Source organism: Singulisphaera rosea (assembly GCF_054877945.1).
Genome location: NZ_JBTYIP020000012.1, coordinates 76,851 through 101,432 on the forward strand (window position 1 = coordinate 76,851; position 24,582 = coordinate 101,432).

Below are 24,582 nucleotides of genomic sequence, written 5' to 3' on the forward strand. Positions count from 1 at the left end.
CAAGGCAGGGCAACACGTCGTCCTCATGGCGTGGTACCGAGGGAGCTCGGGCTGGGCTCAGGTTGTACGGAAGGGCTGGTCAGCCTGACGGAGGAGACACCCGCCGAGGAGATAGCCGCGAGGATCCGGGCGGCCGGCTCGTACCGCAGATTGTCGTCGGCGACGAGACGCACTCGCAAGGGACGGCCGTCGAGGACGGTCACGTATCGGCGTAGCCGATTCCCGAGCATTCTCGCATCATTCAAGACCGCCTCGCCGAGTTTCAGGGACTTGAGGTCGCCCAATTCGTTGGCCGTGGCGCGTACGTACAGATCGTTCTCGAGGTCGGTGTCCACCGCTCGGGCGGGGGCGGGCTGGGCCTTCCCCGTCGTCTCGCCCGGCAGGGCCAGGGGCTTGGCCGGCAACTCGAGGTCGACGTGAGTTTCCGATGACGGCGCTTGAAATGTCAAAATGAAGAACGCGAGGAGTTGAAAGGCCATGTCGAGCATCGGCGTGACCGGGAATTGAACCTCCGCCGGAGGTCCAGGGCGGCGAGACCTCGATCGGCCCGTCCCGGTACTCATCGTTGGGGACTCCGGAGTACGACCAAGCTGAAGTGGGCAAAGCCTCGCTCCTGGGCAAGGGCGAGGGTCCTACGGACGGTGCCGTAGGCCACGTCCTTGTCGGCTCGCAGAATCACGACGGTCGGGAGTTCTTCGGACCGACCACCCAGGGTTTCGAGGCCCGCAAGCCGTCGTTTCGCCTGGTCGGCCCACCACGTCTCGGCTTCCCTGCCCTCGAGGGCCGAGTCTTCGATGAGGAGCCGGCCGCCGCGATCCATCACGACGAGCAGTCGATCCAGGCTGAGGTCCGACCCCGGCAGCGCGGCGGGGGCGACGGGAAGCCGAATCTCCTTCGTCTCGCCCTCGAGCTTGTTGCCGAAGTGGATCAGCATCATGAAGAACGTGATGAGCTGGAGCACGATGTCGAGGAGAGGAGTCAAGTTAATGGTGAACTCCTCCGCATCTCGGTATCGGCGACGGAGGCTCATTATTGGATTCCTTGGGACATCAGGCGGAAGAGGAGCCGACCCTCACTGCACTCGCCTTGCGGATCTCGTGCGCTTTGGCTCGACGGGGAACAACCTCGATCCGGCGGGGGCGATCAGGGCTTGTCCGACGGAGGCAACGCCGTCCGGGAGGGGGGGATGGCCGCCGCGGCCAGCGGATGTTGCGACGTCCGACCGGGAGGACCGAATTGTTCGATCAAGGACTCGGCCGTGATCGTGACCTCGAGCGAGAGCCTTGCGATTCGGTTGCGGAACAGGGCGTAGAAATAAATCGCGGGGATCGAAAGCGCAATCCCCTCGAGCGTCGCGAAGAGGGCCGTCGAGATCCCCTCGGCCAACTGGCTCGCCTGCGGCGAGGCCCCGGCCGTGGCGATGATTCGGAAGCTCTTGATCATGCCGTAAACCGTGCCGACCAGGCCGATCATCGGGCCGAGCGTGCCGACCGTCGCGAGGTACGTCGTCCGGTGCTCCATCTCCATCGTCGCCTCGTCATTGGCCATTTCCATGGCACGCTGGGCGGGCACCGCACCGGAGGGGAGCTTGCGGATTCCGGCCGCGAGGACCCTGGCCAGGAACGACGTGTCCATGACGAGTCGCTGGTACGCTTCGGCGAAATGCTTCTGGCCGACCAGCATCGTGATTTCCTGGATCAGTGCGGTCGGGAGCGCCACCGATCGGCGGTACTGGAAGGCCATCCAGACCAGGAGCGCGATCAGGTAGAAGGACATCACCATGATGACCAGCCCGATCGGCCCCGACGCTTCGATCATCCACTGAAAGAAGGACTTCGACGTCTCGACTCGCTCGGCAACCGCCGGCGTCCCCGCACCTTGCGACCAGGCGGTGGCGGGCAGCAACACGCTCAACAAAATGGTCGTGGCGACCACCCTTTGGCGGCGGATCAACGACATGGGATCCAAGGCTCCCCGGCGGTTAACAACCACCTTCCCCACACCTCGTGGGCGGACGGTCGCGGTCTTCTCGGACATTCGCTCAGCTTAGCCGATCGTGCGATGCCGGACAACTCCACCAGACCTCCCGTCAGGCCAAGAGATACCGCAAAAATGCCTTGCTCGAAAGCCGTCAGGTCATGAGTTGTAACTTGTACGGAACCTGGAGGTTCTGGGGAATCCGGACAGAGTCTTGCGAGCGGATCTGACCTCGGCTCTAATCGCGAAGCGCCTTCCCCACCCCTCGGGACTCGAGGTCATCCATGCCCCGACGCTCAACGATACTTCCCGCCCTCCCACTCTTCTTCTTGACGACCGCGTGGCTCGCGCCTCATGCCTTTGCGGAAGATGCCATCTCGACCGCCCTCACGCGCCCGATCATCGGGCCCAAGCAGACGCTCGCCGAGGCTGCGGATTACTGCGAGCTCGCCATTCCCCGGACCCCGTCGGTGAAGTCGGTGGGCCAGTGGGAGCTGGAGGCGAAGCGACTTCGCGAGGAAAGCCTCCGACGTGTCATCTTCCGAGGCGAGGCAGACGCCTGGCGACGTTCGAAACTCCAGGTCCAATGGCTCGACACGGTCGAGGGGGGGCCCGGTTATCGGATTAAGAAGCTCCGGTACGAAGCGGTCCCGGGGCTCTGGATCCCCGCACTCCTGTACGAGCCAACGTCACTTTCGGGCAAGGTCCCCGTCGTGCTCAACGTCAACGGTCATGACAAGGAAGGCAAGTCCGCCGACTACAAGCAGGTGATCTGCATCAATCAGGCCAAGCGAGGCATGCTCGTCCTGAACACCGAGTGGTTTGGCATGGGCCAGTTTGGTGGGGGCGACTATCGCCACGACTTGATCAATCACATTGATCTCTGCGGGACGTCGGGGATCGCCACGCACTACCTTGCCATGACCCGTGCCATCGACGTGCTCCTCTCCCACGAAAATGCCGACCCCGGCCGCGTCGCGATGACGGGACTATCGGGTGGGGGTTGGCAGACGATTTTCGCCAGCGCCTTCGACACCAGGATTACTCTCACCAATCCCGTTGCCGGATACTCGAGCTTCCGGACGCGTTGCCGCCACTCGAGCGACCTCGGAGACTCCGAGCAGACCCCCTGCGACCTCGCGACCGTCACCGATTACGCCGGGATGACCGCATTGCTGGCGCCCCGAGCTGCCCTCCTCACATTCAATGCCGAGGATAATTGCTGCTTCGCCGCCGGACATGCACTCCCACCGTTGCTTCAGGCCGCCCAGCCCATCTTTTCCCTCTACGGCAAGGACGCCCAGCTCCGGACCCACATCAACTCGGATCCCGGCACGCACAACTACCTCGTCGACAACCGTCAGGCGTTCTACCAGATGGTCGGCGACAACTTCTATAAAGACGATCGTCAGTTCAATCCCCAGGAAATCCCGTCGGATTCGGAAGTCAAGGCCTCGAGCGTGCTCGATGTCCCGCTTCCCAAGGAGAACGCGAGCCTCCACTCATTGGCCATTGAGCTGAGCCGTTCACTGCCGCTTCAAATCAAGATGCCAACAGGCGTGGAATCGGCCAAAACGTGGCGGGCTGATCGGGCGGCCAAGCTGCGCGAGATCGTCCGTGCCCCTCGGTACGACGTGCGAGCGACCAAGGTCGGCGAGTCGGACAAGGATGGAGTCCTAGCGACGTCCTGGCGACTTCAGTTGGGCGATTGGTCGGTCCCGGTCGTTGAATTCACCAAAGGGACGAAGGATGCCACAACCCTGCTCGTCAACGATGGCGGGCGGGCTCGGACCGTGGATGAGGTTCGGGGCCTTCTCGACCAGGGACGTCGTGTCGTGGTCGTCGACCCGTTCTCGATCGGCGAAGCGCAAGTCGCCGACCATGCCTATCTCTATTCAATGCTGCTGGAGTCGGTGGGATCTCGTTGCCTGGGGATCGAAGCCGAGCAGTTGGCGACGGTGGCCCGCTGGGCGAAGTCGTCCAACCCGTCGACGAAGCTCACGCTGCGGGCGATCGGACCGAGAACCAGTTGCATGGCGCTCGTCGCCGCCGGGCTTGAAGACTTGGCAATCGACCGCGTCGAATTGTCTCGGCCGTCGGGTAGCTTGAAAGAATTGCTCGAAGACAAAACCCCTTACGAGCATTCTCCGGAGCTTTTCTGCTTCGGATTGCTCCGCGACTTCGATGTCGCCCAGCTCGCGGCCCTGATCGCCCCAAGACCCCTCACGATCTCGCAACCGAGCGAACGTGCCCGGAAAGAGATGGTGAATCTGAAAGCGATGTACCAAACCTGGGGCGTCGACTGGGATCCCTTTCAATAGTGGGATCGATCGATCGCGGCGAACCTCGCGCGCTCACGTTACACGAATTGAGGAGCCCGGTCTTTCGCGCGTCATGGCCCGGGCGTGCGCGAGCCTGAGGCTGTCCCCGCTCGAGTCGACGACTCGAGCGGGTCGCTTTGCCCGTCAGTCCTCGACGAGCGGAGCGACCAGTACCTTGCCGGCGGCTTCGACCCCGAGGGCGATGGAGCGATCTCCGAGTCGAATCACCAGGGCACCCGCCTCGGGACGGTTCTCTGCGAGCTCTCCATTGGCGTGGAGGTCGAGCCCACATTCGCTGAGATAACGAAGGAATGCCGGGTCCTGATCGACGACTCGGACGATTTTGAAGCGTTCCTTGGGGAGCAACCTTGCGAGCGGAGTCCCTTGGGGTTCGGTCAGGGAGCCATCGGCGCCGGGGATAGGATCGCCGTGGGGGTCGACGGCCGGATGTCCGAGGAAGGCGTCGATCCGATCGACGAGCCGCTCGGAGGCCGCATGCTCCATGTGCTCGGCCTCCTCGTGGACCTCGTCCCAGGACATTTTGAGGGTCCGCACGAGGAAGAGCTCGAGGAGGCGATGCCGTCGGATGATCTTCATCGCCAGGCGCTGGCCGGCGTCAGTCAGCCTGGCCCCTTCGTAAGGCGTATAGGTCGCGAGGCTCGCCTCGGAGAGCGTCTTGAGCATGCCCGTGACCGTCCCAGGGGAGACGTTCAGCGCGTGGGCCAATTCCCCGGTGGCGACGGTCGTCCCTGACGGATTCCGAGCGGCGATCAGGGCGATGGCCTTCACGTAGTTTTCGACGGTCAGGCTCGGCACGAGGTACCCTTTCGCGAGAGCAGAATCAGGGCGGTCGGAGCATTTCCCTCCGCGGGCGCGGCCTTATCCTAAGCGACTCGTGCCGGGCGAGGAAGTCAAGTTGACCGACAAACCGACCGGCGACGACGGTTGTTGCGCGAAGTCAGTCCAGGACGCGCATCGAAGTCGTGACGCGTCCCTGGTCCGCCGACTCGATTGAGGATCGAAAAAGAACCGCATTTGCTTTTCATCCACGATCAAATGCCGAATCATGTCTGAGCGGACAACCGGCGAGGAACCGCAATCGATAAGTCGAACGTCAAGTCGAATGTCGTACGGGACAAACCATGAAGACGCGAACAAAACTCGCTCGATCGAGAAAGTAACCGTCCGAGGTCACGAGGTTTCGTCCTCGTACTCCGGCGAGTCGTCGTCGGTAAGTTCGATCCGTCCGGCCCCCGTGGGGTCGCCCATGCGAATCCAGACGGCCTTGAGGTAGGAACCTTCGAGGGCCTCGAGGCCGACCGGATGATCGGCCGACGCCCCCGTCACCGCGAGGATCTGGGCGGATCGACCCGCCTTGCGGGCCGCGGCGCGGAGGAGGATGAGGAACTCTTCAGGGCCGAGCAAGCCCGAGCAGGAGCAGGTCAGCAGCAATCCACCAGGCTCAACGAGATTCATGGCCAGGACGTTCAGGTCGAAGTATTTCCGCTTCCCCGACGAGATGTCGAGGCGACCCGGGATGAGTTTGGGAGGGTCGAGGACGACGACTCCGTATTTGCGCTCATTCAGGCCCATCTGCCGCATGTAGCCGAAGGCGTCAGCATGGACGAATGTCGGGCGAACCTGGTTCAGATTCCCGTTGTCCTTCGCCAGGGCGATGGCCTTCTCATCGAGGTCGACGCATGTGACTTCGGTCGCCCCGCCCCGGACGAGCGCGGAGATCCCGAACCCACCCGTGTAGCAACAGAGGTCGAGGACCGATTTCCCGGCGCAGTAGCGGGTCAGTTCCCGGCGATTCTCGCGTTGGTCGCAGAAGAAGCCTGTTTTGTGGCTCTCTTCGAAGACGACCCGATAACGGACCCCGTTTTCGTGGATCGTCACGCGAGGAGGAAGCTTCTCACTGGCGAGGGGTCGACCTGGGAAATCCTCGGCGAGGGCGATCCTCTCGTCGACCCGGACCCGGAAATGCCGCGTCCCGAGTCGTTCCGCGAACATGGAGAGGATTGGGCCGATCCGATGATACATCCCGAGGCTGAAAATCTCGGCGGAGAGGACGTCGTCGAAGCGGTCGAGGATCAAGCCGGAGAGGCCGTCGCCCTCGGCGTGGAGGACGCGATAGGCATTGGTGACCTCATCGAGGCGGAGAAACTCACGGCGGAGGGCCAACGCCCGGTCGACTCGACCATCCCAGAAGCCCTGGCCGGGCGGGTCGATCCCCTGGGCGAGAAGCCTGAGGCTGATCTGGGAACGGCCATTCCAAAGACCGAAGCCGACCGGGATGTGGTCGCGATCGACGACCCGCACGAGGTCGCCATCATTGGGGCGAATGGATCCGACCGTACCGATGACCATCTTCCGATAAACGAACGGATGGTGACCCGACGCCCGAATCGCCACGATCGGCAATTCGCCCGAGGTTTCGAGCGAACGGTTGGGAATCTCATCGACGACCGACTCGCCCGGTCGGTTTCGTCCTTCGGGCCTGGGGCGCCTCGGCCCGGGCCCCTGATCTTGAGTCGCGTCTCGGCGTTGCAAATCCGACCTCGGTCTTCGGTCTCGAAGAACTCTCGCTCCACGAGGAACACGGCACGTCGAAGTGCCGCGGGTTTCGTGGAGGATCATACCTTGACTATCGTGGAATTTCGCGACTTGACGACGGGATCCTCGCGCGGGGGCCGCAACCACTCGAGCGACCCGGATCGCGATCCCTTGAGGATCGACCATGTGCACAGCACGGCCAGTTCTACTTACGGTCAGTCGCGAGACTCGGGAAGCCTAAAGCCCCGAACAATCCCGAGCTTCGATCGCGACCTCGGTCTTCAATCCTCGTCACCTTCGAAGTCGTCGTCATCGTCGTCGACGAGAATTCCGTTCTTCGAGAACCGACGGAGTCGGACGAGCAGGGCCGTGGCATAGCGCTGGACGGCGAGTTGCTTGGTCATCACCGGCTCGTTCGCCGCGGCGAGGGGGATGGTCGCGAGCAGTCGATGGCAGGCGGCGAGGCTCTCCCAACCCGCTTTCAAGACGCCTCGCGAGGCGTTGGGGTCCCCTTTCGCCAGCCGGAGGACTTGCCTTGCCTTCTTCAATCCGGCCTGGGCTTGTTGGAGCTGACGCAAGGCCGTCCCGGGGCTCATCTCTGACATCAATTCTCCTCGGACCTTTTCGCGAATGAGGTTGCCAATGATTGGCGGAGAGTCCAAGGATATACTATGCGAGAGTTTGCCACCGAGACAACCACGGTTCGGGAGCCGACCGATGAGCGACGCCTACGAGAGCGATACGGCCACGGCAGAACCCATCGTATCGACGAGCTCCGCGCCCAAATCCGAAACGAACCCGGACACGAGAACTCGTCGACAACCGCCGTACAACGTCATCATCTTGAATGATGAGGAGCACAGCTTCCCCTACGTGATCGAGATGCTCGTTAAACTCTTCGGCCATCCGCTGACGACGGCCCAGGAACTCACCTCGCGGATCGACAGGACCGGCCGGGCGATCGTCTACACGACACATCGCGAGAAGGCCGAGTTGAAGCGTGATCAGGTCCTGGCTTACGGGCCCGATCTGAGTATGTCGATCTCGAAGGGCCCCCTCGGCTGTTACATCGAACCGGCCCCGACCGATTGAAGCGCCGGCACGACCTGATCCTTGATGTCCTCGACCGCCTCTCGCGCGACCTGGGTCACCTCGTCCATCGAGAGGCCGACGGCCTCTGTGCCGATCCTCAGAGCGATGTAATCCTCGGCGACCGCGAGGATCGGGTCGGGAATCCCGAGGACCTTTCGCAGCGAATAACGGAGCATCGGGGCGATCAGGGCGGCGCCGGCGGCGACCGCAGCCCCCATCGGCGCGGCCAACGGGTCTTCCACACCGTCCGCACGCATACTCTCGCGGGCGACCCAGGCTCCCGAGACGGCGCGGGGGATCAGCACGGCGAGGTTGGATCGACTCGGGACGAAGGGAAGCTTGTCGAAGACCATTTCAGCCATCGCCGCCTTGACCCAGAGGTCGGCGTCCGGCTGCCGTTGGGACGTCTTCAAGAGCGCGGGGCCAAAGGTCACCTTCAGGCCGCTTAGCAGCGCCAACTTCATCGCCTTCTCGAACGATGCGTTCGCCATCAGTCGAGGCTCCTCATTAGAGAGTGTCGGACGCCGAACGGTCTCATCGTTCGATCTCGGAAGCCCACCGCTCCGAATTCGTCGTCGCGCCCTTGAGAGGCGGACATGCAAGCGACAGGCCGATTTGCGAGAAATCCGTCAGGAGAGCGTCGTACGCCCGTCGTTGCTGAGCTCGGCCTCGAGTCCAATCGTGATGGTGGGGTAGTCCAGCACGACATTCAGCTCGGCCTTCATTCGGCGATTCGAGATCCGCTTGTTGGATTCCTGGCGTCTGGCCTCGGGGCTCCCCTCGGGAGCCGGGACGAATCGAGGCGGAGGAGCACCAAGGAGGCCGGCGGCCCGCTCGTAATACTCAAGTCGAGGGAGGGGCAAGTCGTCGGAGGCGAGGTAAGTCCGGCCGTCCTGCCCCCGATCCAGGGCGGCCACGGCGGCCCTCGCGGCGTCCTCGACATGGATCAGGTTCAGGAAGCGTTTCGGGTCGCCCACCACGGGTTCGCCCCGCTCGAGACCCGCCCGACCGATGATCCGGCCCGGCCCGTAGAGTCCAGAGAGGCGCAGGATGACGGCCGCCCCGCCCCTCTCGATGATCCTCGCTCTCACGAGCTGCTCCGCCTCGAGGCAGACACGTCCGGACTCGTGAGTCGGCCGCGTCTCCGAGTCTTCGTCGACCCAGGAACCGTCATCCTGGCCGTAGACGCCCGTCGAGCTCACGTAAACGAACAAAGTCTTTTTCAAATCCAGAACAGAGAGAGCATTTGCCAGTCCGTCGAGGTAGACGGACCGCATCGAGGCCCCCGAACGCCGGTCGAAACCGACGCAATACAGGACCCGGCCCGCCTCCGGAAAGCCGCCCAACGTGTTGGGATCGAGGACTTCGGCGACAACGGGCTCGATCCCGTCGAGGGCCAGGCCCTTCGCTTTTTCGGCGGTACGGGTCGTACCGAAGACGCGATCACCCCGATCGATCAGGCGGCGGCCGACGACTCGCCCGAGGTAACCGCAGCCGACGATCAGAGTCGTCGGCCCAGTCACGAGGGTTCCTCGATGGGGTCGGCGAGGGGAGTTCCAGGCGCCTCGGAGACGGGACAACCCGCATCGAGGTAATTTTGGAGGAGGATCCGGGCCGCGAGCATATCTCGTAGGCCTTTGCGCTTGCTCCGCTTGAAGCCGACGGCGATGAGGCTGTCCTCGGCCTCGGACGTGGTGTAGCGCTCGTCGAAGTAGTAGACCGGCAAGCTGGTCGCGGCCGAGAGCCAGGCTCCCCAGGTTCGAGCGAGTACGGCCGAGGTCCCCTCGCGCCCGCCGGTGTGGAGGGGGAGGCCGACCACGAGCCTGTCGACCTCATTTTCCTGGATCAGGTGTTGGTAATGCCGGGCGTCGCGCGCGGGGTCTTGCCGTTCATACACCTCGAGGGGAGTGGCGATGAGCAGGCGCGGGTCGCTTAACGCCGCGCCCACCCGCCTCGTACCGAAATCGAGTCCAAGCACCCTGGGCATGAGTCTCCCCGCGATCGAGACGCGTCTATCAACAAGGGGGCGTTCAGAGCAGGGACTTGTACCCGGCCTTGTCGAGGCCTTCGACGAGCGCCTTGAGCTTGTCGAGCTGATCCTTCTTGGCGATCAAGGTGGCGCCGCCCGACTGGACGATGACGAGGTCTTCGACACCGAGCGTCGCGACCAACCCGCCGTCGTCCGAGACGATGATCGACCCGGTCGTCTCGGTCGCGAGCACTTGCCCCTGGATCGTGTTCCCCGAAGCGTCGGGAGGCACGAGTGCCGTGAGTGCCCGCCAGTCGCCGACGTCGTTCCAGTCGTAGACGACCTCGAGCACCCGGACGTTGGTCGCCTTCTCCATGACGGCCTTGTCGATCGGGACCTTTTCCATGTTCGGATATTCGCGGGCGATCGTCGCCTGTTCGTCGGCACCGCCCAGCGACTGGCCGACGCGTTCGATCGCCTCGGCAAGTCCGGGGCGATGCGTTTTCAAAGCGTCGAGGATCGCCTGGGCGCGCCAGACGAAGATCCCCGAGTTCCACGCGAACCGACCTTCGGCGAGGAAAGCCTTGGCGGTCTCATAGTCGGGCTTCTCGCGAAACTGCACCACGCGATGCAAGGCGATCCCGTCGATCGAGTTGAGTTCCTCACCGCGTTCGATGTAGCCGTAACCGGTCTCGGGGTGCGTGGGCTTGATTCCGAAGGTGACGAACGCCGTTGGATCTGCGTCGATCACGCTGACAGCCGCCTTCACGGTGGCCTGAAACTTTTGAGGGGGCTCGATGACGTGATCGGCCGGCATCACGATCATCGTACCCTCGGGATCACGATTGGCGACGATCCGGGCCGCCAAGCCGACGCAAGGGGCCGTGTCCCTGGGACAGGGTTCGGCGACCACGTTCTCGGGGGGCAGTTGGGGGAGTTGGGCGCGGACCGCCTCGGCCTGGTCCGCCCCGGTGATGATCAGGACCCGTTCGGCGGTCACCAGCGGCTCGATCCGGGCGACCGTCTGCTGGAGCATGGTCGCGTCGCCGTAGAGTCGGAGCAGTTGCTTGGGGCGGTTCCGACGGCTCTTGGGCCAGAAACGGGTGCCACTTCCTCCGGCCATCACGACGGCATGAAGCATGGTCGGTCCAATCTCTCGAAATATATGGGGCTAGGGCAGGGGTAGTTCGGATCGGGAACGCCGTTCGGTCGAATGCCGACCGTCTTCGACTCCTCTTCAATGAAGATAGAGCGCATCCTCGACCTGGAGCCCCGGAGCGACCTTCGACTTCAATTCTTCGGCGTCGAGCGCGTAGAGCGGGCTGATCTCGATCCCGAAGGGGACCGACCCGTCGGGGTTGCGCCGGACGATGGCCCCGGCCCGTTCGAGCCAACCGGCGAAGAGATCGCTCATGCGTTGGCGGACGGTCGAGGGCGAATCCGGACCGGTCGCATTTTTGAGCGGCTCGAATTCGACCGCGCGGTCGGTTTCGACCAGGGTCCATCGCGTCGCCAGGGGAAGGGCGTCGAAGATGAACCGCTCGAACTTGATCGCGTTCGGCGACGCAGGCTGGACGATCGCCCCGGCCTCGCCCACGTAGGGGACCTTCTTGATCGCGCGATGGAAGGGGAGCCGGAGGTCGGTCAGGAGTCGTTCGATGAACTCGCGTTCCAGGATGTGCACGGCGATGCTCCCGGCCCAAAGCTCGAGGCCGCCGTCGGGTTCACGCCGTTCGGCGAGTTCGGTGGGGAGGTCGGAGTACTCGATGACCTGCGGACGCCCGTCGACCCGGACGACTACACCAACCTTCTCGTCGGGGGCAAGCTTCTCGATCACCTTGAAAGACATCTCGGCGTCGGCCTGCCGATGGAGCCCGAGGAACGCGGGGTCGGCGACCTTCACCAGCGGGTTGTCGACCTGGAAGTAAAAGAGAGTCCGTACTCCCCACTCCCGCATTTCGTCGAGACAACTCGAGCCTCCGTTCGGACCGGGAGCGGCGAGGGCGTTCAAGGTACCGCCGTGGCCATCGGGGCTGAGGGCGACGTGGCCCTGGTTCGCCAGGAAGATCTTGCCCGACTCGCGATCCACGGCGGGCATCTGCCCCTGGACGAAGAAGCGGACGTGCTTCAACCCGAAGTTGTCATGCTCGGAGAAGAACTGCGAGGTCGCCTCGTGGTTCTCCGGGCTGGTCATGATGTAGAGCGGAATCACCTTGCCGTGCCGACGCCCGAGCGCGAGGACCTTCTCGGCGTGGATCTGGAACAGGCTTGCCGACGAGACCGCACCGATGGGATACGTCCCTTTCGGCCCCTCGAAGCCCAGTCGAGTCCCGGAGCCGCCGGCAACGAGGATCACCCCGACCTCGCCGGCGGCGAGGGCCTCGGCGCCGATCTCGGCGACGTGCCGCCGGGTCACGCGTTCCCCGTCGGTCTTCGGAAGTCGGAAGACCTCGATCGGCTCGACCCGGCCGAGTGCCTGCGACCCCGACGCCTCGGGGTTGACGAGTTCCTTGACCAGGGATTCGATCTCTTCGAGGTCGATCGCCTCGACCTCGCCAAGTAGCCGAGCCCGATCACCCTCTCCAAGATCATCCCACCAGCTCAGGAGGTGGGATTGACCGTGCTTGGACAGGCGTTCGACGAGCGATCGATCGGGGGCCATGCGCTCCAACTCCAACCGGTATTCGCGCCGACGTCGGCACCAACCGAGGGGCCGAGACGTCAGTTTCGAGGCGGGATTTTCTCAGAAATCCAAAGTCAGCCCATCGTAGGCCAAAGCGACTTGGGGGGGCAAGGTGGAGTCGAGCGAACCGTGGTCGAAACCGTGCGAAAGGTGTGTGAAGAACGTACGTTTCGGCCGGACCCGCTCGACGACGGCCAACGCCTGCTCGAGGTTAAAATGGGTGGGATGAGGCTCGTACCGGAGGGCGTCGAGGATCAGGATGTCGAGCCCTTCCAACCATTCCCAGCTTTGGTCGGGGATCCGGCTCACGTCGGTGCAGTAAGCAAGGTCGCCGATTCGGAACCCGAGGACGTCGAGACGACCGTGCTCGAGTCGGATCGGCAGGATCGACTCGCCGAGCGTGTCGAAACGGTGGCCTGGGACAATCCGTTCGAATTGGAGCTTGGGCACGCTCCCGGGCGGGAATGAGGCGGTCCGCTCATGGAAGGCGTAGTGGAAGACTCGACGGATGCTGTCCTCGGTCTCCGCTTCGCAATAAACGGGAACCGGACCACCCAGGTATTTGGGGAAGAGGCGAGCATCGTCGAGGCCGAACAGGTGGTCGGCATGATTGTGCGTAAATGCGATCGCGTGGACCCGGGTGATCCGTTCGCGGAGCAGTTGCAGCCGCATCTCGGGCGTCGTGTCGATGACGAGGTTTCCCCCCGGCAACTGGAGCAAGACGCTCGGGCGGGTTCGCTTGTTGCGCGGGTCATCCGACAGGCAAACGTCGCAGTCGCAGCCGAAGACGGGTACGCCGGTCGACGTCCCGCTGCCGAGGAATACCAATCGCCGGGGTTTCGTCGCCTCGCGCTCCACCAATCGACAACCCTCCCTCCCAGACGAGAGCCCGATCCAACCTCATCCTGAACCGACCCTTGGGATTGTACGTAACCCTCGGCAGGGCATCGATGCCAAGTTGTTGACGCGCGACCGCCGGTCCCGACGCTCGGCGATTCGTTCCGATTCGAGAAAACCCCATGCCGTTCGGACGAAGCGGGAGCTTCGGCTGCGATAATCTCGCCGATGATCGTCCTATTAACTCGTGAGCAATCGGGCATTTTGGACGATTCCGGTGGACTTCCATCCGGCTTGACGGTGACACGTTGTCGGTTGTAAGATCGTCGGTACAATCGACTTATTGCGACTCTTCCGGATCTTCGGCGCAAGGCGACCCGGCAATGGAACTGCTTAGTGATATTTGGGATAAGACGACCGACGCGTTCAGCGCGATGTCTGAGGGCGTTTCCGAGGGCCTGATTCGGCTCTTCGGCAATTCCAACGAGCGTCAGATCCGTCGGATGCGCCCCGTCGTCGCTCAAATCAATGAGCTCGAGCCGGCGATGCAGGCCCTCTCCGACGCCGACCTGCGCGGCAAGACCGAGGTGTTCCGGGGCCGGCTCGCCAAGGGGGAGACCCTCGACGAGCTCCTCCCCGAAGCCTTCGCGGCCTGTCGCGAGGCGGGCCGCCGGTTCCTCAAGATGCGTCACTACGATGTCCAGCTCATGGGAGCGATGGTCCTCCACGGTGGCAACATCGCGGAGATGGTGACCGGGGAAGGTAAGACGCTGGTCGCGACCCTTGCCGCGTACCTGAACGCGCTCGAAGGGAAAGGGGTCCACGTCGTCACGGTCAACGATTACCTCGCCCGACGCGACGCCGAGTGGATGAGCCCCCTGTACGTGGCCCTCGGCATGACCGTCGGCGCGATCCAGTCGGACATGGACGCCGACGATCGGCAGGCGGTGTACGGATGCGACATCACCTACGGGACCAACAACGAGTTCGGCTTCGATTATCTCCGCGATAACATGAAGCCGACCAAGGAGCAGCAGGCCCAAGGCCCGCTCTACTACGCGATCATCGACGAGGTCGACAGCATCCTGATCGACGAGGCGAGGACCCCGCTCATCATCTCGGGCCCGGCCTTCGACGACGTCCGCAAGTATGCCGAGGCCGACCGGATCGCCCGGCTCTTGAGGAAGGATACCCACTTCGAGGTCAAGGAGAAGGAGCGGACCTGTCACCTCAACGACGACGGGGTCCGCGAGGCCGAACGCATCGCCGGGATCGAGAGCTTCTACACTCCCGGCAACATGGAATGGCCGCACCTGATCGACAACGCCCTCAAGGCGCACTTCCTGTACAAGCGCGACCGCGATTACGTCGAGCTTGAAGGCGAGATCGTGATCGTCGACGAGTTCACCGGCCGACTCATGACCGGTCGGCAATGGTCCGACGGGCTGCACCAGGCCGTCGAGGCCAAGGAACGGGTCCGAATCAAAGAAGAGAATCAGACGCTCGCCACGATCACGCTCCAGAACTTCTTCAAGCTCTACAAGAAGCTCTCGGGAATGACCGGCACGGCCATGACCGAGGCGAATGAGTTCTACAAGGTTTACAAGCTCGACGTCATCGCGATCCCGACGAACCGGACGTTGACCCGGCAGAGCTTCGCCGACGTCATCTATCGGACCGACCGGGAGAAGTTCGGCTCGATCCTCACCGAGATCCGCGAGGTCCACGCCGCCGGCCGACCGATCCTTGTCGGGACGACGTCGATCGAGAAGTCCGAGGAAATCGCCGAAATCCTTGCGCGACATGGGATCACCCACCAGGTCCTGAACGCGAAGTATCACGAGCGCGAGGCCGAGATCGTCGCGCAGGCCGGCCGCAAAGGGGCGGTGACCATCGCCACCAACATGGCCGGCCGGGGCACCGACATCATCCTCGGCGGGAATCCCGAATTCATGGCCTGGGCCGACCTCAAGCGGCTCAACGACGAAGACGGTCGGCCCCTTTATCCGACCCGGCTCGAAGTCCCCCCCGAAGTCTGGGTCCAGGCTGTCGGCAAGTACGAGCCCGAGATGAAAGCCGAAGGGCGCGAAGTCGCGACGCTCGGCGGCCTGCACATCATCGGCACCGAACGGCACGAGAGCCGTCGGATCGACAATCAGCTCCGAGGGCGGGCCGGTCGGCAAGGAGACCCGGGTACCTCGCGTTTCTTCCTTTCGCTCGAAGACGACCTGATGCGGAAGTTCGCCGGCGAATGGGTGTCGGCCGTGCTCACCCGCCTCGGGATGGAAGAAGGAGAGGCGATCGAGAGCAAGCTCGTCTCGCGCCGGATCGAAGGAGCCCAGAAGAAGGTCGAGGAGCGGAACTTCGACTCGCGGAAAAACCTCCTCGAGTATGACGAGGTCATGGACGAGCAGCGGAAGCGGATCTATTCGTTCCGCCAACGCCTGCTCGACGGCTTCCCGCCCAAGGATTCGATCCTCGAGATGATCGACTCCCAAGTCGCCTCCGCCGCCGATCGGTTCCTCGCCGACGACTACGGGACCTCGAGCTTCGCGGAGTGGGTCGGCCAGCGGCTGGGCGTCGAGTTGAACGCTCGCGACTTCCGCGGCGAAGCTTTTGAAGAGGCCGAAGAAGAGGCCAGGCGGCAGGCCGAAAGCCAGGCGACCGACCTGATCCGGGAAGAGGTCGAGAAAAACCTGCCGTCCGACGCGGACCCGTCCGACTGGACCTGGCAGACTCTCGTCTCGTGGGTCAACGCCCGCTATGGCCTGACCCTGAAGGACAAGGATCTCCGGAAGTTCGCTCGCTACGAGCGCGGCGAATTCGACTTCGACCGCCAGGGGCTCGAAGATCTCCTCGGCGAACGGGCCGTCGCCGCGATCACCGCCGTCGACCTGACGCCGGCGCGGGAGTTCCTCCAGGAGGATTGGGGACGTCGCTCGTTGGCCGGTTGGCTCCACCACAAGTTCGGGATCGCAGTCGATCCGACGGAGTGGGCCAACCTCTCGAAGTCGTCCGTCGTCGAGAAGATCCAGTCGCAGAGTCGTGTCCTCTACGGCCAGAAGGAGGCCGAGTTTCCGGTGCGTGTCGCCCTGACCCGCTTCCTCGCGGAGCGGTCGCAGAGCCAGGCTCCGCGCTACGACCGAGAAGGGCTGGCGGCCTGGGCTTCGGACCGGTTCCATACGGCGATCGATCCCGAAGAGCTGCGGCCCTTGCTTCGGCCGGAAATCGAGTCGCTGCTGGTCGAGGTCGCCCACAAGCACTATGCGGGGGCCCAGCTCTCGGCGGAGCTCGAACGTCGGATTGACGCCGCGTTCGGGCCCGAGGTCGTGAACCCGAAGTCTGTCTCGTCGCCTAACGCCAAGGCCATCGCCGAGCTGGCGAGTTGGGCCAAGCAAGAGCTCGGAGTCGAGACGACCGCGGACGCGTTTACCGGCATGTCACGCGACGATGCCCGTCTCCTCCTCGTCAACGCACTCGACTCTCGACATCGCCCCGAAATGCGCGAGATGGAGAAGGTGCTCGTCCTCCAGATCCTCGACTCGAGCTGGATGGAACACCTCCGGGCGATGGACCACCTCCGGAGCTCGATCGGTCTCCAGGGGTATGCCCAGATCGACCCCAAGGTCGAATACAAGCGTGAGGGGATGAGGATCTTCTCCGAGATGTGGGACGGCGTCTCGGACAAGGTGACCGACCTGATCTTCCGCGTCGAGCAGTTCGATCCCGACTTCCTCAACTATCTCGGCTCGAGGTTCAACCTGGATCGTGCGCAGACGATCCACCAGTCCGCACCCTCCGAGTTGGCGGCGGCTCCGGCCTCCGGGGTCCGTGCCCAGCAGGAGAGTGCGATCGCCGCGAGCCAGCAGTCGACGGAGAAGAAGAGCGAGCCGGTTCGGAACCTTGGCAAGAAAGTCGGTCGAAACGACCCTTGCCCCTGCGGTTCCGGTAAAAAATTCAAAGCCTGCTGCATGCGGAAGGAAGCGGCGACCGATTCTTTCTGACGGAGTCGCGTCAGGACGACAACTTCTGGCCGACCACGCCCTGCGAGCCGCACGTGCAACCCTGCCCGTGCGGCCGCGTCGTATCACGACTGATTGGAACCGATCTCTCGATCCAGCAAAGCTTTGGGACAACCTTTGACTCTTCATTCCGCGATTGACCGGCGTCCGAGCTGTGCCTGAGCTTACGACGGATTGGAAACGGGTCTGAACCGAAGGGCTCGAGTCGGTACGGTGGGCACATGACTTGCTTAAGGAGAGTTGCCGCCGATTGCGCTCGTCTTTGAGATGTTGGTCCGGGAAAGGATTCCCCCATGCCGTTCGTGCTGAATCTAATCTACCTGGCCTTCCTCCTTGCTCTCGCACCGATCCTCATCGTCCGATCTCTCCGAACCGGTCGTTATCGCGAGGGCTGGTCCGAGAAGGTCTTCGGCGAGTCACCGCTGCGGATCGGCGATGGTCCTTGCCTTTGGTTCCACGCGGTGAGCGTGGGTGAAGTTCTTCTCCTGAAGCCGATCGTGGCCGAATTGGCACGTCGAAGGCCCGGCTGGGATGTGGTGATCTCCACCACGACGAGTACGGGGCTTTCGGTGGCGAGGCGGACATTCCCGGACCTGGTCACTTTCTACGCCCCGCTCGACTTTAGCTGGGCGACGCGCCGGGCGGTCTCCCGGATTCGGCCGACGGTCCTCGCCCTCGTCGAGCTCGAGCTCTGGCCGAACCTCGTCTTATCGGCGAAGGAGGCAGGCGCCCGCGTGGCGATCGTGAACGGCCGACTAAGCTCCCGGAGCCATCGCGGCTACAGCCGGTTGCGTGGCCCCCTCGGCCCGACGCTCCGCCGGATCGACACCGTGGCCGCCCAGAACGACGAATACGCGGCGCGATTCGTCGATCTTGGGATCCCCCGGCAGAACGTCCGGGTGACGGGCTCCATTAAATACGATGGCCTCGAGTGCGACCGAGACAATCCGAAGACCCTGGCCCTTCGTCGGGAGCTTGGTCTCTCGGCCGTGGACCTCGTCTTCGTCGCGGGTAGTACGATGGAAGGCGAGGAGTCGGCCGCCCTGAACGCTTACCGGGCGGCCAGGGTGCGACATCCTCGGCTTCGCCTTGTCATCGTCCCCCGACACGCGGACCGTTTCGAGAAGGTGGCGTCGTGGCTCCGCGACCAGGGCGAACCGCTGATTCGCCGAAGCCAGCCTTACGTCCCCAAGACTCGGATCGAGCCGCCTCCCGTGATCCTGGTCGACACCCTCGGCGAGCTCTCGGCAATCTGGGGTTTGGCGGATGTCGCGTTCGTGGGCGGGAGTCTCATGCCGGGCAGGGGGGGGCAGAACATGATGGAACCCGCCGCGTTTGGGGCGTCGGTCCTGTTTGGGCCGCACACCGAGAATTTCCGGGAGACGGTCGAGCAACTCCTCAGCGTTGGCGGGGCGCGCCGAGTGGCCAATGCCCAAGAGTTGACCACCTGCCTGATCGCGGACCTCGACGACCCCGAAACGGCAGCAACGCGCGGGGAGGCCGGTCGTGCCCACGTCCTCGCCCAGAACGGGGCATCCGACCGGACGATGGCCGAGCTCGACCGACTCGTCGAGCCATCGGTCCTCGTCGGGATCTGAATCCCCGCCCCGCCGCTCAAACGATGGCACGGACGACCTGCTGGTCACCATGGCCGAGTGCCGCGTGGAAGGCCTTGAAACAAATTGGCCGGATCGGAACATGCGAAGGCCAAACCCCCAAACCTCGAGGGGGCTTTGGCGTGTCGCAAGCCCCGACCCGGCCTCGTTGTATTAACGCAAGCCGACCCGACGTCGGGGAAATTCGTCAGGGGTGTGCAGGCGTGGTTGTCGCATTGCCGGGAGGTATGGTAGGCTCGCCCTTCTTCGCCAGAGCGGAGGGATAAACCGTCACGGGAGATCGACATGAGCGAAAAAGACCTGCCGGAAGGTGCGATCAATCCCCAGCACCAGCCGATCCAGCAACAGACGACCGAAGTGGTCGTCGATGACTCGGGAACGTTGCCGTCGTACTCGAACTTCTGCCGAGTGACGGCCACCCCGGAAGAAGTGATCCTGGACTTCGGCCTGAACCCCCAGCCGTTCGCCACCGGACGTCAGGAAGTGAAGGCGAATCAGCGGATCGTCATGAACTTCTACACGGCGAAGCGACTGCTGAGCGCGCTCGGGATGACGATCCAGCGCCACGAGCAGACCTTCGGCTCGATCGAGCTGGACGTCCGCCGTCGGGCCGGCTCGGCCCAACAAGCGTTCTCCTCGCCAGTGGTCGGCCGGCCCCCCTCCGGGCCGCAAGGCATCGTCGAGTAATCGAGCTCGCGCCCTCCCCAGTGCCTCCGCAATGAGGAGGCGCCTTCCTCGGTTTCGTCTCCGCCCCCTGATCCCGACATCCCTTCGAGTCTCCCCTCATCAAATGGGGGAGGCTGGGGTGGGGGGCTTCCTTTCTCAAGACCGCCCGTCGATCCCGCCTTCTTCGTCGGCGTCCCGGATGCCCATCGCGGGCATTCGCATCCAATACCGACCGGTCCTCCGGGCTTCGTGCCTGATTCAGAGATCCACCGCTCTATCACGTCTTTGACGATTCCGCGGGTCCTATCAGATCTTTGGGTAATTCTCCTCCCCCCTTTCGGCCGATTCAAGACCAAAGAAGCTTTCCGCGCATGACGGTCGGGCCGGTTCTCAGGCCTTGCTGGAGTTTTCGGCTCAACCGTCATCGCCGATTGCACCGATATCGTAGACTGCCGGGCGTATCGGCCTCGGTCCAGGAAGGACCCCGTCCAGCCTAAGGAGAGAATGGAATGTCTCACCCATCCCGACCGCAGGCGCGTGGCCCAGCGCGGCGGCGTCGCCGTGATATTCGGCTCGATTCCGTGCAGACCCTGGAACAGCGAGCCCTATTGGCCCCCTTCTTGGCGACCTCGCCGCTGCAGGCGTCACTGATCGCCCCGGCAACCCAGACCGACGCGAACATGGGGACCGTCACCCTCGTCCCCGCCACGTCGACGACTCCCACTCCTTATCCCTCAGCAGCGCCGACGACTTCGGTCAACTTGTTGACCCCTGCGTCCTCGTTCGGCGGGGACATCGTCCGGATCGAGGCAGGTCCGGGGGGCGTCTTCGGCAACGTGGTCTACGCGATCTCGCGAGGGGCCGGCGAGAACACCGGGGCCGTGAATCGGCCGGGCGTGATTTATCGCGTCGACCCGGTTACCGGCAAGTCCACGGTGTTCTTCGACCTCAACACGGTGATCAACCAGCTCGAGCCCGGCGGCACGGCCTCGGAGTCGGCCGGTGGATCCACCGGGCTCACGAACTGGTATGACATCACGTTCGACCCCGAAGGATACTTCAACGGCTCGCCGTCGATGTTCGTCAGCAGTGTCGACCGCACCGACCCGAACAAGAACGTCATCTATCAGATCGGGCCGGACGGTAGCTTCCTCGGGATGTTCGTCTCCGAGACGGCCAACTCTTCGGGCGTGAAGTTCGACCTCAACCCGTCCGCCGTCCTCGTGCCGCCTGTCGAAGACCAGTCGTTCCTCCGCGGCTTGATCGCTGGCAGCGGGACCGGTATGGCATCCGGTTCAGGTTCGACGACCTTCACCGCACTCTACTTCAACGCGAACGGCTACTCGCCGGGGCAGAACATCAGCTCCACGACGCTGCCCACGGGCGTCAATTCGACGGCGCTCAATCAGGGTCCGATCGTCGGCCTGACGGCCGCCAACCAGGATTACTTCTCCCCGGTCTACTCGGCCTTTACCGACTTCGGGACCCCGGCGGGCGGCGGTATCGCGGCACGACCTGGCCTTAGCGGTGTCCAGGGGCTCAACGGCGAATCCCTGATCGTGACGACGGCCCTGGCCGCGAGCTCGACAACCCTGATTCCCGACCAAACCGATTTGGTCACGACTCAAGCCCGACGCTTTGAAGACATTGCGTTCGACCAGTACGGCTACTTCTCGCAAGGGCAGTCGCTCGCGAGCGGCAGTTCCACCAGCACGAGCGGCACCGCTTCCGGCACGAGCGGGGCAGCTCTCTCGACTCCCGTTTCCGCCGGCAATCTCTTCGTCTCCGACCTGGCGACGGGTGTCGTCCTGAACATCGCGCCAGTCGCCCCGCTCCCGACGACTGCTGTGAACGTCCCGATCCAGAACGATGGAAGCCACCTGAGCTTCGTCACGGACGCCGAAGGCAACGTGCAATCCGTTTTGACGGGCGGCACGAATGAAGGCGGTCGAATCCTCCGCATCACCCCAAGCGGCCAGATCACGGTCTTCGCCGCGGGGTTCAATACCTCCGGTGCCTCGGGGGCGAGTGCGTTCGATCAATCGAGCCTAAGCATCACGTTCTCGGCCGACGGCACGGCTCTCTATGCCTCGGACGACGACGGGATCTGGCAGTTCAAGTCGATTGCGAGCCTCGCCAGTTCGACGACCGGCTCGTTGATCGGCCTGAACGACTTGCGGACGATGGGCGTTCCCTACGACGGATCGGGGAGCGCGGTCGCCATCGTCGACACCGGTGTGGACGGCACGTCGCCGCCCTTCCGAGGTCGCGTCGCCCCGGGGACGAACCTGGCCATCGGGGGTAACGGCAACTCCGACACGGCTCCCGCCGGTACCGGAACTAGCAGCAGTGGAACAGGCAGCACCGGCGGCACGGGGACGAGTGGATCCAGTTCGTCGGGCGGCAACAGCACGCTCACGCCGGTGACCATAGATGGTCACGGGACGCTCGTCGCGGGCGTCGTGGCCCAGTTCGTGCCACAGGCGACGCTCGACCCGGTGAACGTCTTCTATCCATTCTTCGTCGGCACCGGCGCGACCAGCAGCAGTTCCGGCGGCACCAGCTCGGGCAGCTCAGGGACCGGCTCGACCGGCTCGCTGGTTCCCCCGACGAATGCGTTGACGACCTCGAATTTGGTTTATCAAGGGACCGCGTACGTCGCAAGCCACCCGTTCGTCAACGACCCGGTTCGGCCCAACAAGACCGACCGCGTGATCGCGGCGGTGTATGGGTTCGGGACATCCGAAACGTTCGACACGGAGGGGACGGCGTACCGGCGGTATCCTCAGATCGTGGCGGCCTTCAAGAATCAGTTGAAGAAGTTCCGGTCGCTGGGCATCACCGCGGTCGGTGCCGCAGGCCAATTCGGCTCACCGCTCGGGTCCAACTTGTCGGGCAGCAGCAGCAGCTCTGGCACAGGCGGCACCGGAGGGACGGGCGGCACCGGTGGTGGGACGAGTACTTCAGGGGGCGGGACGGCCAATTCCCAGGCGGCCGGCAACAACTCCCAGAACCCGAACGTTGGCGACGCCAACGGGATGTCGTTCCCCGCGATCCTCAGCGAGTTCGTGTCGGTCACCGGGACCAACCCGCTGCCGTTCGTGAACACCGCCTCGACGACTCCGAACGATCCGACGATTGGGACCCTCGATCTCAACGCGCAACTCTTCCCATCCACCATGGCTGGGATCACGTTGGGTGGGTCCGCCACCTCGAGTTCGTCCGGGAGCACCGGCAGCTCGACGACGGGCGCAACGACCGCAGTCGGGGCCTTGACCCTGGGCAACCCCGTCCTCTATAGCGACCGGATCCTGGCCTCGTCGAACCGCAGCACGACGACCGACTATGCCGCCCCGGCGATCGACGTCCCGACGTTCCGTCGGCGAGCAAGCACCGTTGCTCCTGGTTCCACGTCGACCTCGAGCGGTTCGAGCAGCAGCAGCAGCGGTGGAGTCACCGATCCGAATGACCACCTGACGTTCACGGCGGGGGGAACATCGCTTTCTTCGGCCGAGGTGGCGGGATCGTTCGCGATGGTCGCCTCCGCCCTGGACTACTGGGCGAACATCAACGCCCAGGGCGTCACCTCCGATGCGTACCTGACGACTCCGGTCGGGGCGCGGACCCTGAACTTCGGGGTGGGTGGTCTCAAGAACCTCCTGAAGTACGACAACCCCGACGGCATCAACTCCATCCTCCAGTGGACGGCGGTGCCTGTCCTCGATCCCAACGACGGCATCAGCAGTTCGGCTCCGCCGACGCTGACCGGCAGCACTCACTACCGATCGTACTCCCGGATCGATATCGGGAACGCAATCGCGGCGATCGAAGGGACGATCGCGATCGACTATCTGCTCAAGCACAACGACTTCACGTACATCGACGAGAACCACAACGGGCTTATCACGGCCCAGGAGATCCAGGACTTCCAGAACAACGCGGCGTCGATGGGCTTGGCCGAAGCCGGGGCCATGGCCCGGTTCCTGGGTGGCACCGATCGCGTCCCGTTCAACGCGACGACCATTGCGGGAGATCAGCCCGACCAACCCGACGTGCTCCAGCGACGCTTCAACTTCTTCGACTATGCGGCCGACGGCCAGCTCAACGGCTCGGTCTCGATCGCCCAGTTCAAGATGGAAGGGAAGACGCTCCTCCCCTCCCCGAAGGCGTTCGTCATCACGAATCGCCAGCGTGCCACGAACGCCGGATACCTGGTCGACCCGACCGCGATCCGCGACTACAACGGCTTGCAGCATCTGCAACCGCAGTACGCGTGGGTCTCCGCACGTCAGGTCGCGAAGTACCGAGGACTCGCGCCCGACAACCTCAAGGTCAACCAGAACGTCGTCGGTGTCGACACGCCTGCCAACTATCTCCCCGCCTACGTCCTGTTCGACGGAGGCAACGTCCAGCAGTCGAACACCTCGAGCTCGAGCGGCTCGGGATCCTCGACGTCCGGACAGAGCACAACCTCGACCGGCACCGGCGCGACCGGACAGAGCACCTCGGGCACGGGGTCGACATCCGTCGCCTCGACCGGCACGAAGAGCTCATCCAGTCAGACGAGCACCAGTTCGAGCTCGACGTCCAGCAGCACTTCGAGCACCAACTCGAGCAGCAGCACCAGCAACCAGCAAACCTCGGTCGCACAGGCCATCCAGGGCCTTGCCAACTCGCTCTCCTCGCTGAACGGCACCAAGAAGACCTCGTAAGTCCTTCCAGGGACGAGAGCGGGACTCGCGCCGGGCCGGTCACCCGTGCCCGGCGCAGCCCGCTAATCGAGCCGGCATTCCGATACGCCCGCAATCAACGGTCGGGATCCCCAGGGATCCCGGCCGTTTTC

The 24,582-nt window shown here is 63.9% G+C and carries 18 protein-coding genes; 6 read left to right on the forward strand and 12 right to left on the reverse strand.

The window, feature by feature from the left end; translation table 11 throughout:
• Positions 1–23: 23 nt before the first annotated feature.
• The 3 genes from ACYOEI_RS20485 to ACYOEI_RS20495 form a co-directional block, all read right to left on the reverse strand.
• The gene (locus tag ACYOEI_RS20485; RefSeq protein WP_462851422.1) at positions 24–563 is read right to left on the reverse strand and encodes an ExbD/TolR family protein; all 540 of its coding nucleotides are present in this window, start codon (positions 561–563) and stop codon (positions 24–26) included.
• Entirely contained in the window at positions 560–1,030 is a 471-nt protein-coding gene (locus tag ACYOEI_RS20490) for an ExbD/TolR family protein (protein WP_462851423.1), read from the reverse strand. The genes ACYOEI_RS20485 and ACYOEI_RS20490 overlap by 4 nt, the downstream gene beginning before the upstream one ends.
• A gap of 113 nt (positions 1,031–1,143) precedes the next feature.
• Positions 1,144–1,959, reverse strand: coding sequence for a MotA/TolQ/ExbB proton channel family protein (locus tag ACYOEI_RS20495; protein WP_462851424.1), 816 nt, complete (start codon positions 1,957–1,959; stop codon positions 1,144–1,146).
• Positions 1,960–2,261: 302 nt separating this feature from the next.
• Between ACYOEI_RS20495 and ACYOEI_RS20500 the strand changes: the two genes are divergently transcribed.
• Entirely contained in the window at positions 2,262–4,298 is a 2,037-nt protein-coding gene (locus tag ACYOEI_RS20500) for an alpha/beta hydrolase family protein (protein ID WP_462851425.1), read from the forward strand.
• A gap of 144 nt (positions 4,299–4,442) precedes the next feature.
• Here the strand turns inward: ACYOEI_RS20500 and ACYOEI_RS20505 are convergent, their stop codons facing one another.
• From ACYOEI_RS20505 to ACYOEI_RS20515, 3 genes are all read right to left on the reverse strand, one after another.
• A complete protein-coding gene (locus tag ACYOEI_RS20505; RefSeq protein ID WP_462851426.1) occupies positions 4,443–5,114 on the reverse strand; it encodes a metal-dependent transcriptional regulator in 672 nt (223 codons plus the stop codon).
• 375 nt (positions 5,115–5,489) lie between these two features.
• Positions 5,490–6,851, reverse strand: coding sequence for a class I SAM-dependent rRNA methyltransferase (locus tag ACYOEI_RS20510; protein ID WP_462851427.1), 1,362 nt, complete (start codon positions 6,849–6,851; stop codon positions 5,490–5,492).
• A gap of 284 nt (positions 6,852–7,135) precedes the next feature.
• Entirely contained in the window at positions 7,136–7,459 is a 324-nt protein-coding gene (locus tag ACYOEI_RS20515; protein WP_462851428.1) for a hypothetical protein, read from the reverse strand.
• Positions 7,460–7,571: 112 nt separating this feature from the next.
• Here ACYOEI_RS20515 and ACYOEI_RS20520 point away from each other — a divergent pair, with 112 nt between their 5' ends.
• Complete coding sequence (locus tag ACYOEI_RS20520; RefSeq protein WP_462851429.1) at positions 7,572–7,946, forward strand: ATP-dependent Clp protease adaptor ClpS; 375 nt, start codon at positions 7,572–7,574, stop codon at positions 7,944–7,946.
• Here ACYOEI_RS20520 and ACYOEI_RS20525 read toward each other — a convergent pair.
• The 6 genes from ACYOEI_RS20525 to ACYOEI_RS20550 form a co-directional block, all read right to left on the reverse strand.
• Entirely contained in the window at positions 7,919–8,437 is a 519-nt protein-coding gene (locus ACYOEI_RS20525; RefSeq protein WP_462851430.1) for a hypothetical protein, read from the reverse strand. The genes ACYOEI_RS20520 and ACYOEI_RS20525 overlap by 28 nt on opposite strands.
• Before the next feature lie 138 nt (positions 8,438–8,575).
• Complete coding sequence (locus tag ACYOEI_RS20530; RefSeq protein ID WP_462851431.1) at positions 8,576–9,469, reverse strand: SDR family oxidoreductase; 894 nt, start codon at positions 9,467–9,469, stop codon at positions 8,576–8,578.
• Positions 9,466–9,933: a Holliday junction resolvase RuvX gene (gene ruvX / locus ACYOEI_RS20535; protein ID WP_462851432.1), complete on the reverse strand. Its 468-nt coding sequence runs from the start codon at positions 9,931–9,933 to the stop codon at positions 9,466–9,468. Before ruvX ends, ACYOEI_RS20530 begins: the two co-directional genes overlap by 4 nt.
• A 43-nt stretch (positions 9,934–9,976) precedes the next feature.
• A complete protein-coding gene (locus tag ACYOEI_RS20540) occupies positions 9,977–11,056 on the reverse strand; it encodes a mannose-1-phosphate guanylyltransferase (RefSeq protein WP_462851433.1) in 1,080 nt (359 codons plus the stop codon).
• 96 nt (positions 11,057–11,152) lie between these two features.
• The gene (locus tag ACYOEI_RS20545; protein ID WP_462851434.1) at positions 11,153–12,577 is read right to left on the reverse strand and encodes a UTP--glucose-1-phosphate uridylyltransferase; all 1,425 of its coding nucleotides are present in this window, start codon (positions 12,575–12,577) and stop codon (positions 11,153–11,155) included.
• A gap of 81 nt (positions 12,578–12,658) precedes the next feature.
• A complete protein-coding gene (locus ACYOEI_RS20550; RefSeq protein WP_462851568.1) occupies positions 12,659–13,456 on the reverse strand; it encodes an MBL fold metallo-hydrolase in 798 nt (265 codons plus the stop codon).
• Between the two features lie 362 nt (positions 13,457–13,818).
• Between ACYOEI_RS20550 and secA the strand changes: the two genes are divergently transcribed.
• From secA to ACYOEI_RS20570, 4 genes are all read left to right on the forward strand, one after another.
• Entirely contained in the window at positions 13,819–17,439 is a 3,621-nt protein-coding gene (secA, locus tag ACYOEI_RS20555; RefSeq protein WP_462851435.1) for a preprotein translocase subunit SecA, read from the forward strand.
• Between the two features lie 311 nt (positions 17,440–17,750).
• Positions 17,751–19,055: a 3-deoxy-D-manno-octulosonic acid transferase gene (locus ACYOEI_RS20560; RefSeq protein ID WP_462851436.1), complete on the forward strand. Its 1,305-nt coding sequence runs from the start codon at positions 17,751–17,753 to the stop codon at positions 19,053–19,055.
• A gap of 303 nt (positions 19,056–19,358) precedes the next feature.
• Positions 19,359–19,760, forward strand: a complete 402-nt coding sequence (locus ACYOEI_RS20565; RefSeq protein WP_462851437.1) for a DUF3467 domain-containing protein — start codon at positions 19,359–19,361, stop codon at positions 19,758–19,760.
• Positions 19,761–20,248: 488 nt separating this feature from the next.
• Positions 20,249–24,451 (forward strand): hypothetical protein, encoded by a 4,203-nt coding sequence (locus tag ACYOEI_RS20570; RefSeq protein ID WP_462851438.1) that lies wholly within the window; start codon positions 20,249–20,251, stop codon positions 24,449–24,451.
• Positions 24,452–24,582: the final 131 nt, after the last annotated feature.

What these genes read in the sequence shown, in the direction of transcription:
- secA (WP_462851435.1), top strand. Translation starts at nt 13,819, where the DNA reads ATGGAACTGCTTAGTGATATTTGGGATAAGACGACCGACGCGTTCAGC.
- ACYOEI_RS20500 (WP_462851425.1), top strand. Translation starts at nt 2,262, where the DNA reads ATGCCCCGACGCTCAACGATACTTCCCGCCCTCCCACTCTTCTTCTTG.
- ACYOEI_RS20495 (WP_462851424.1), bottom strand. Translation starts at nt 1,959, where the DNA reads ATGTCGTTGATCCGCCGCCAAAGGGTGGTCGCCACGACCATTTTGTTG.
- ruvX (WP_462851432.1), bottom strand. Translation starts at nt 9,933, where the DNA reads ATGCCCAGGGTGCTTGGACTCGATTTCGGTACGAGGCGGGTGGGCGCG.
- ACYOEI_RS20485 (WP_462851422.1), bottom strand. Translation starts at nt 563, where the DNA reads ATGAGTACCGGGACGGGCCGATCGAGGTCTCGCCGCCCTGGACCTCCG.
- ACYOEI_RS20540 (WP_462851433.1), bottom strand. Translation starts at nt 11,056, where the DNA reads ATGCTTCATGCCGTCGTGATGGCCGGAGGAAGTGGCACCCGTTTCTGG.
- ACYOEI_RS20570 (WP_462851438.1), top strand. Translation starts at nt 20,249, where the DNA reads ATGTCTCACCCATCCCGACCGCAGGCGCGTGGCCCAGCGCGGCGGCGT.
- ACYOEI_RS20545 (WP_462851434.1), bottom strand. Translation starts at nt 12,577, where the DNA reads ATGGCCCCCGATCGATCGCTCGTCGAACGCCTGTCCAAGCACGGTCAA.
- ACYOEI_RS20520 (WP_462851429.1), top strand. Translation starts at nt 7,572, where the DNA reads ATGAGCGACGCCTACGAGAGCGATACGGCCACGGCAGAACCCATCGTA.
- ACYOEI_RS20560 (WP_462851436.1), top strand. Translation starts at nt 17,751, where the DNA reads ATGCCGTTCGTGCTGAATCTAATCTACCTGGCCTTCCTCCTTGCTCTC.
- ACYOEI_RS20490 (WP_462851423.1), bottom strand. Translation starts at nt 1,030, where the DNA reads ATGAGCCTCCGTCGCCGATACCGAGATGCGGAGGAGTTCACCATTAAC.
- ACYOEI_RS20565 (WP_462851437.1), top strand. Translation starts at nt 19,359, where the DNA reads ATGAGCGAAAAAGACCTGCCGGAAGGTGCGATCAATCCCCAGCACCAG.
- ACYOEI_RS20525 (WP_462851430.1), bottom strand. Translation starts at nt 8,437, where the DNA reads ATGGCGAACGCATCGTTCGAGAAGGCGATGAAGTTGGCGCTGCTAAGC.
- ACYOEI_RS20515 (WP_462851428.1), bottom strand. Translation starts at nt 7,459, where the DNA reads ATGTCAGAGATGAGCCCCGGGACGGCCTTGCGTCAGCTCCAACAAGCC.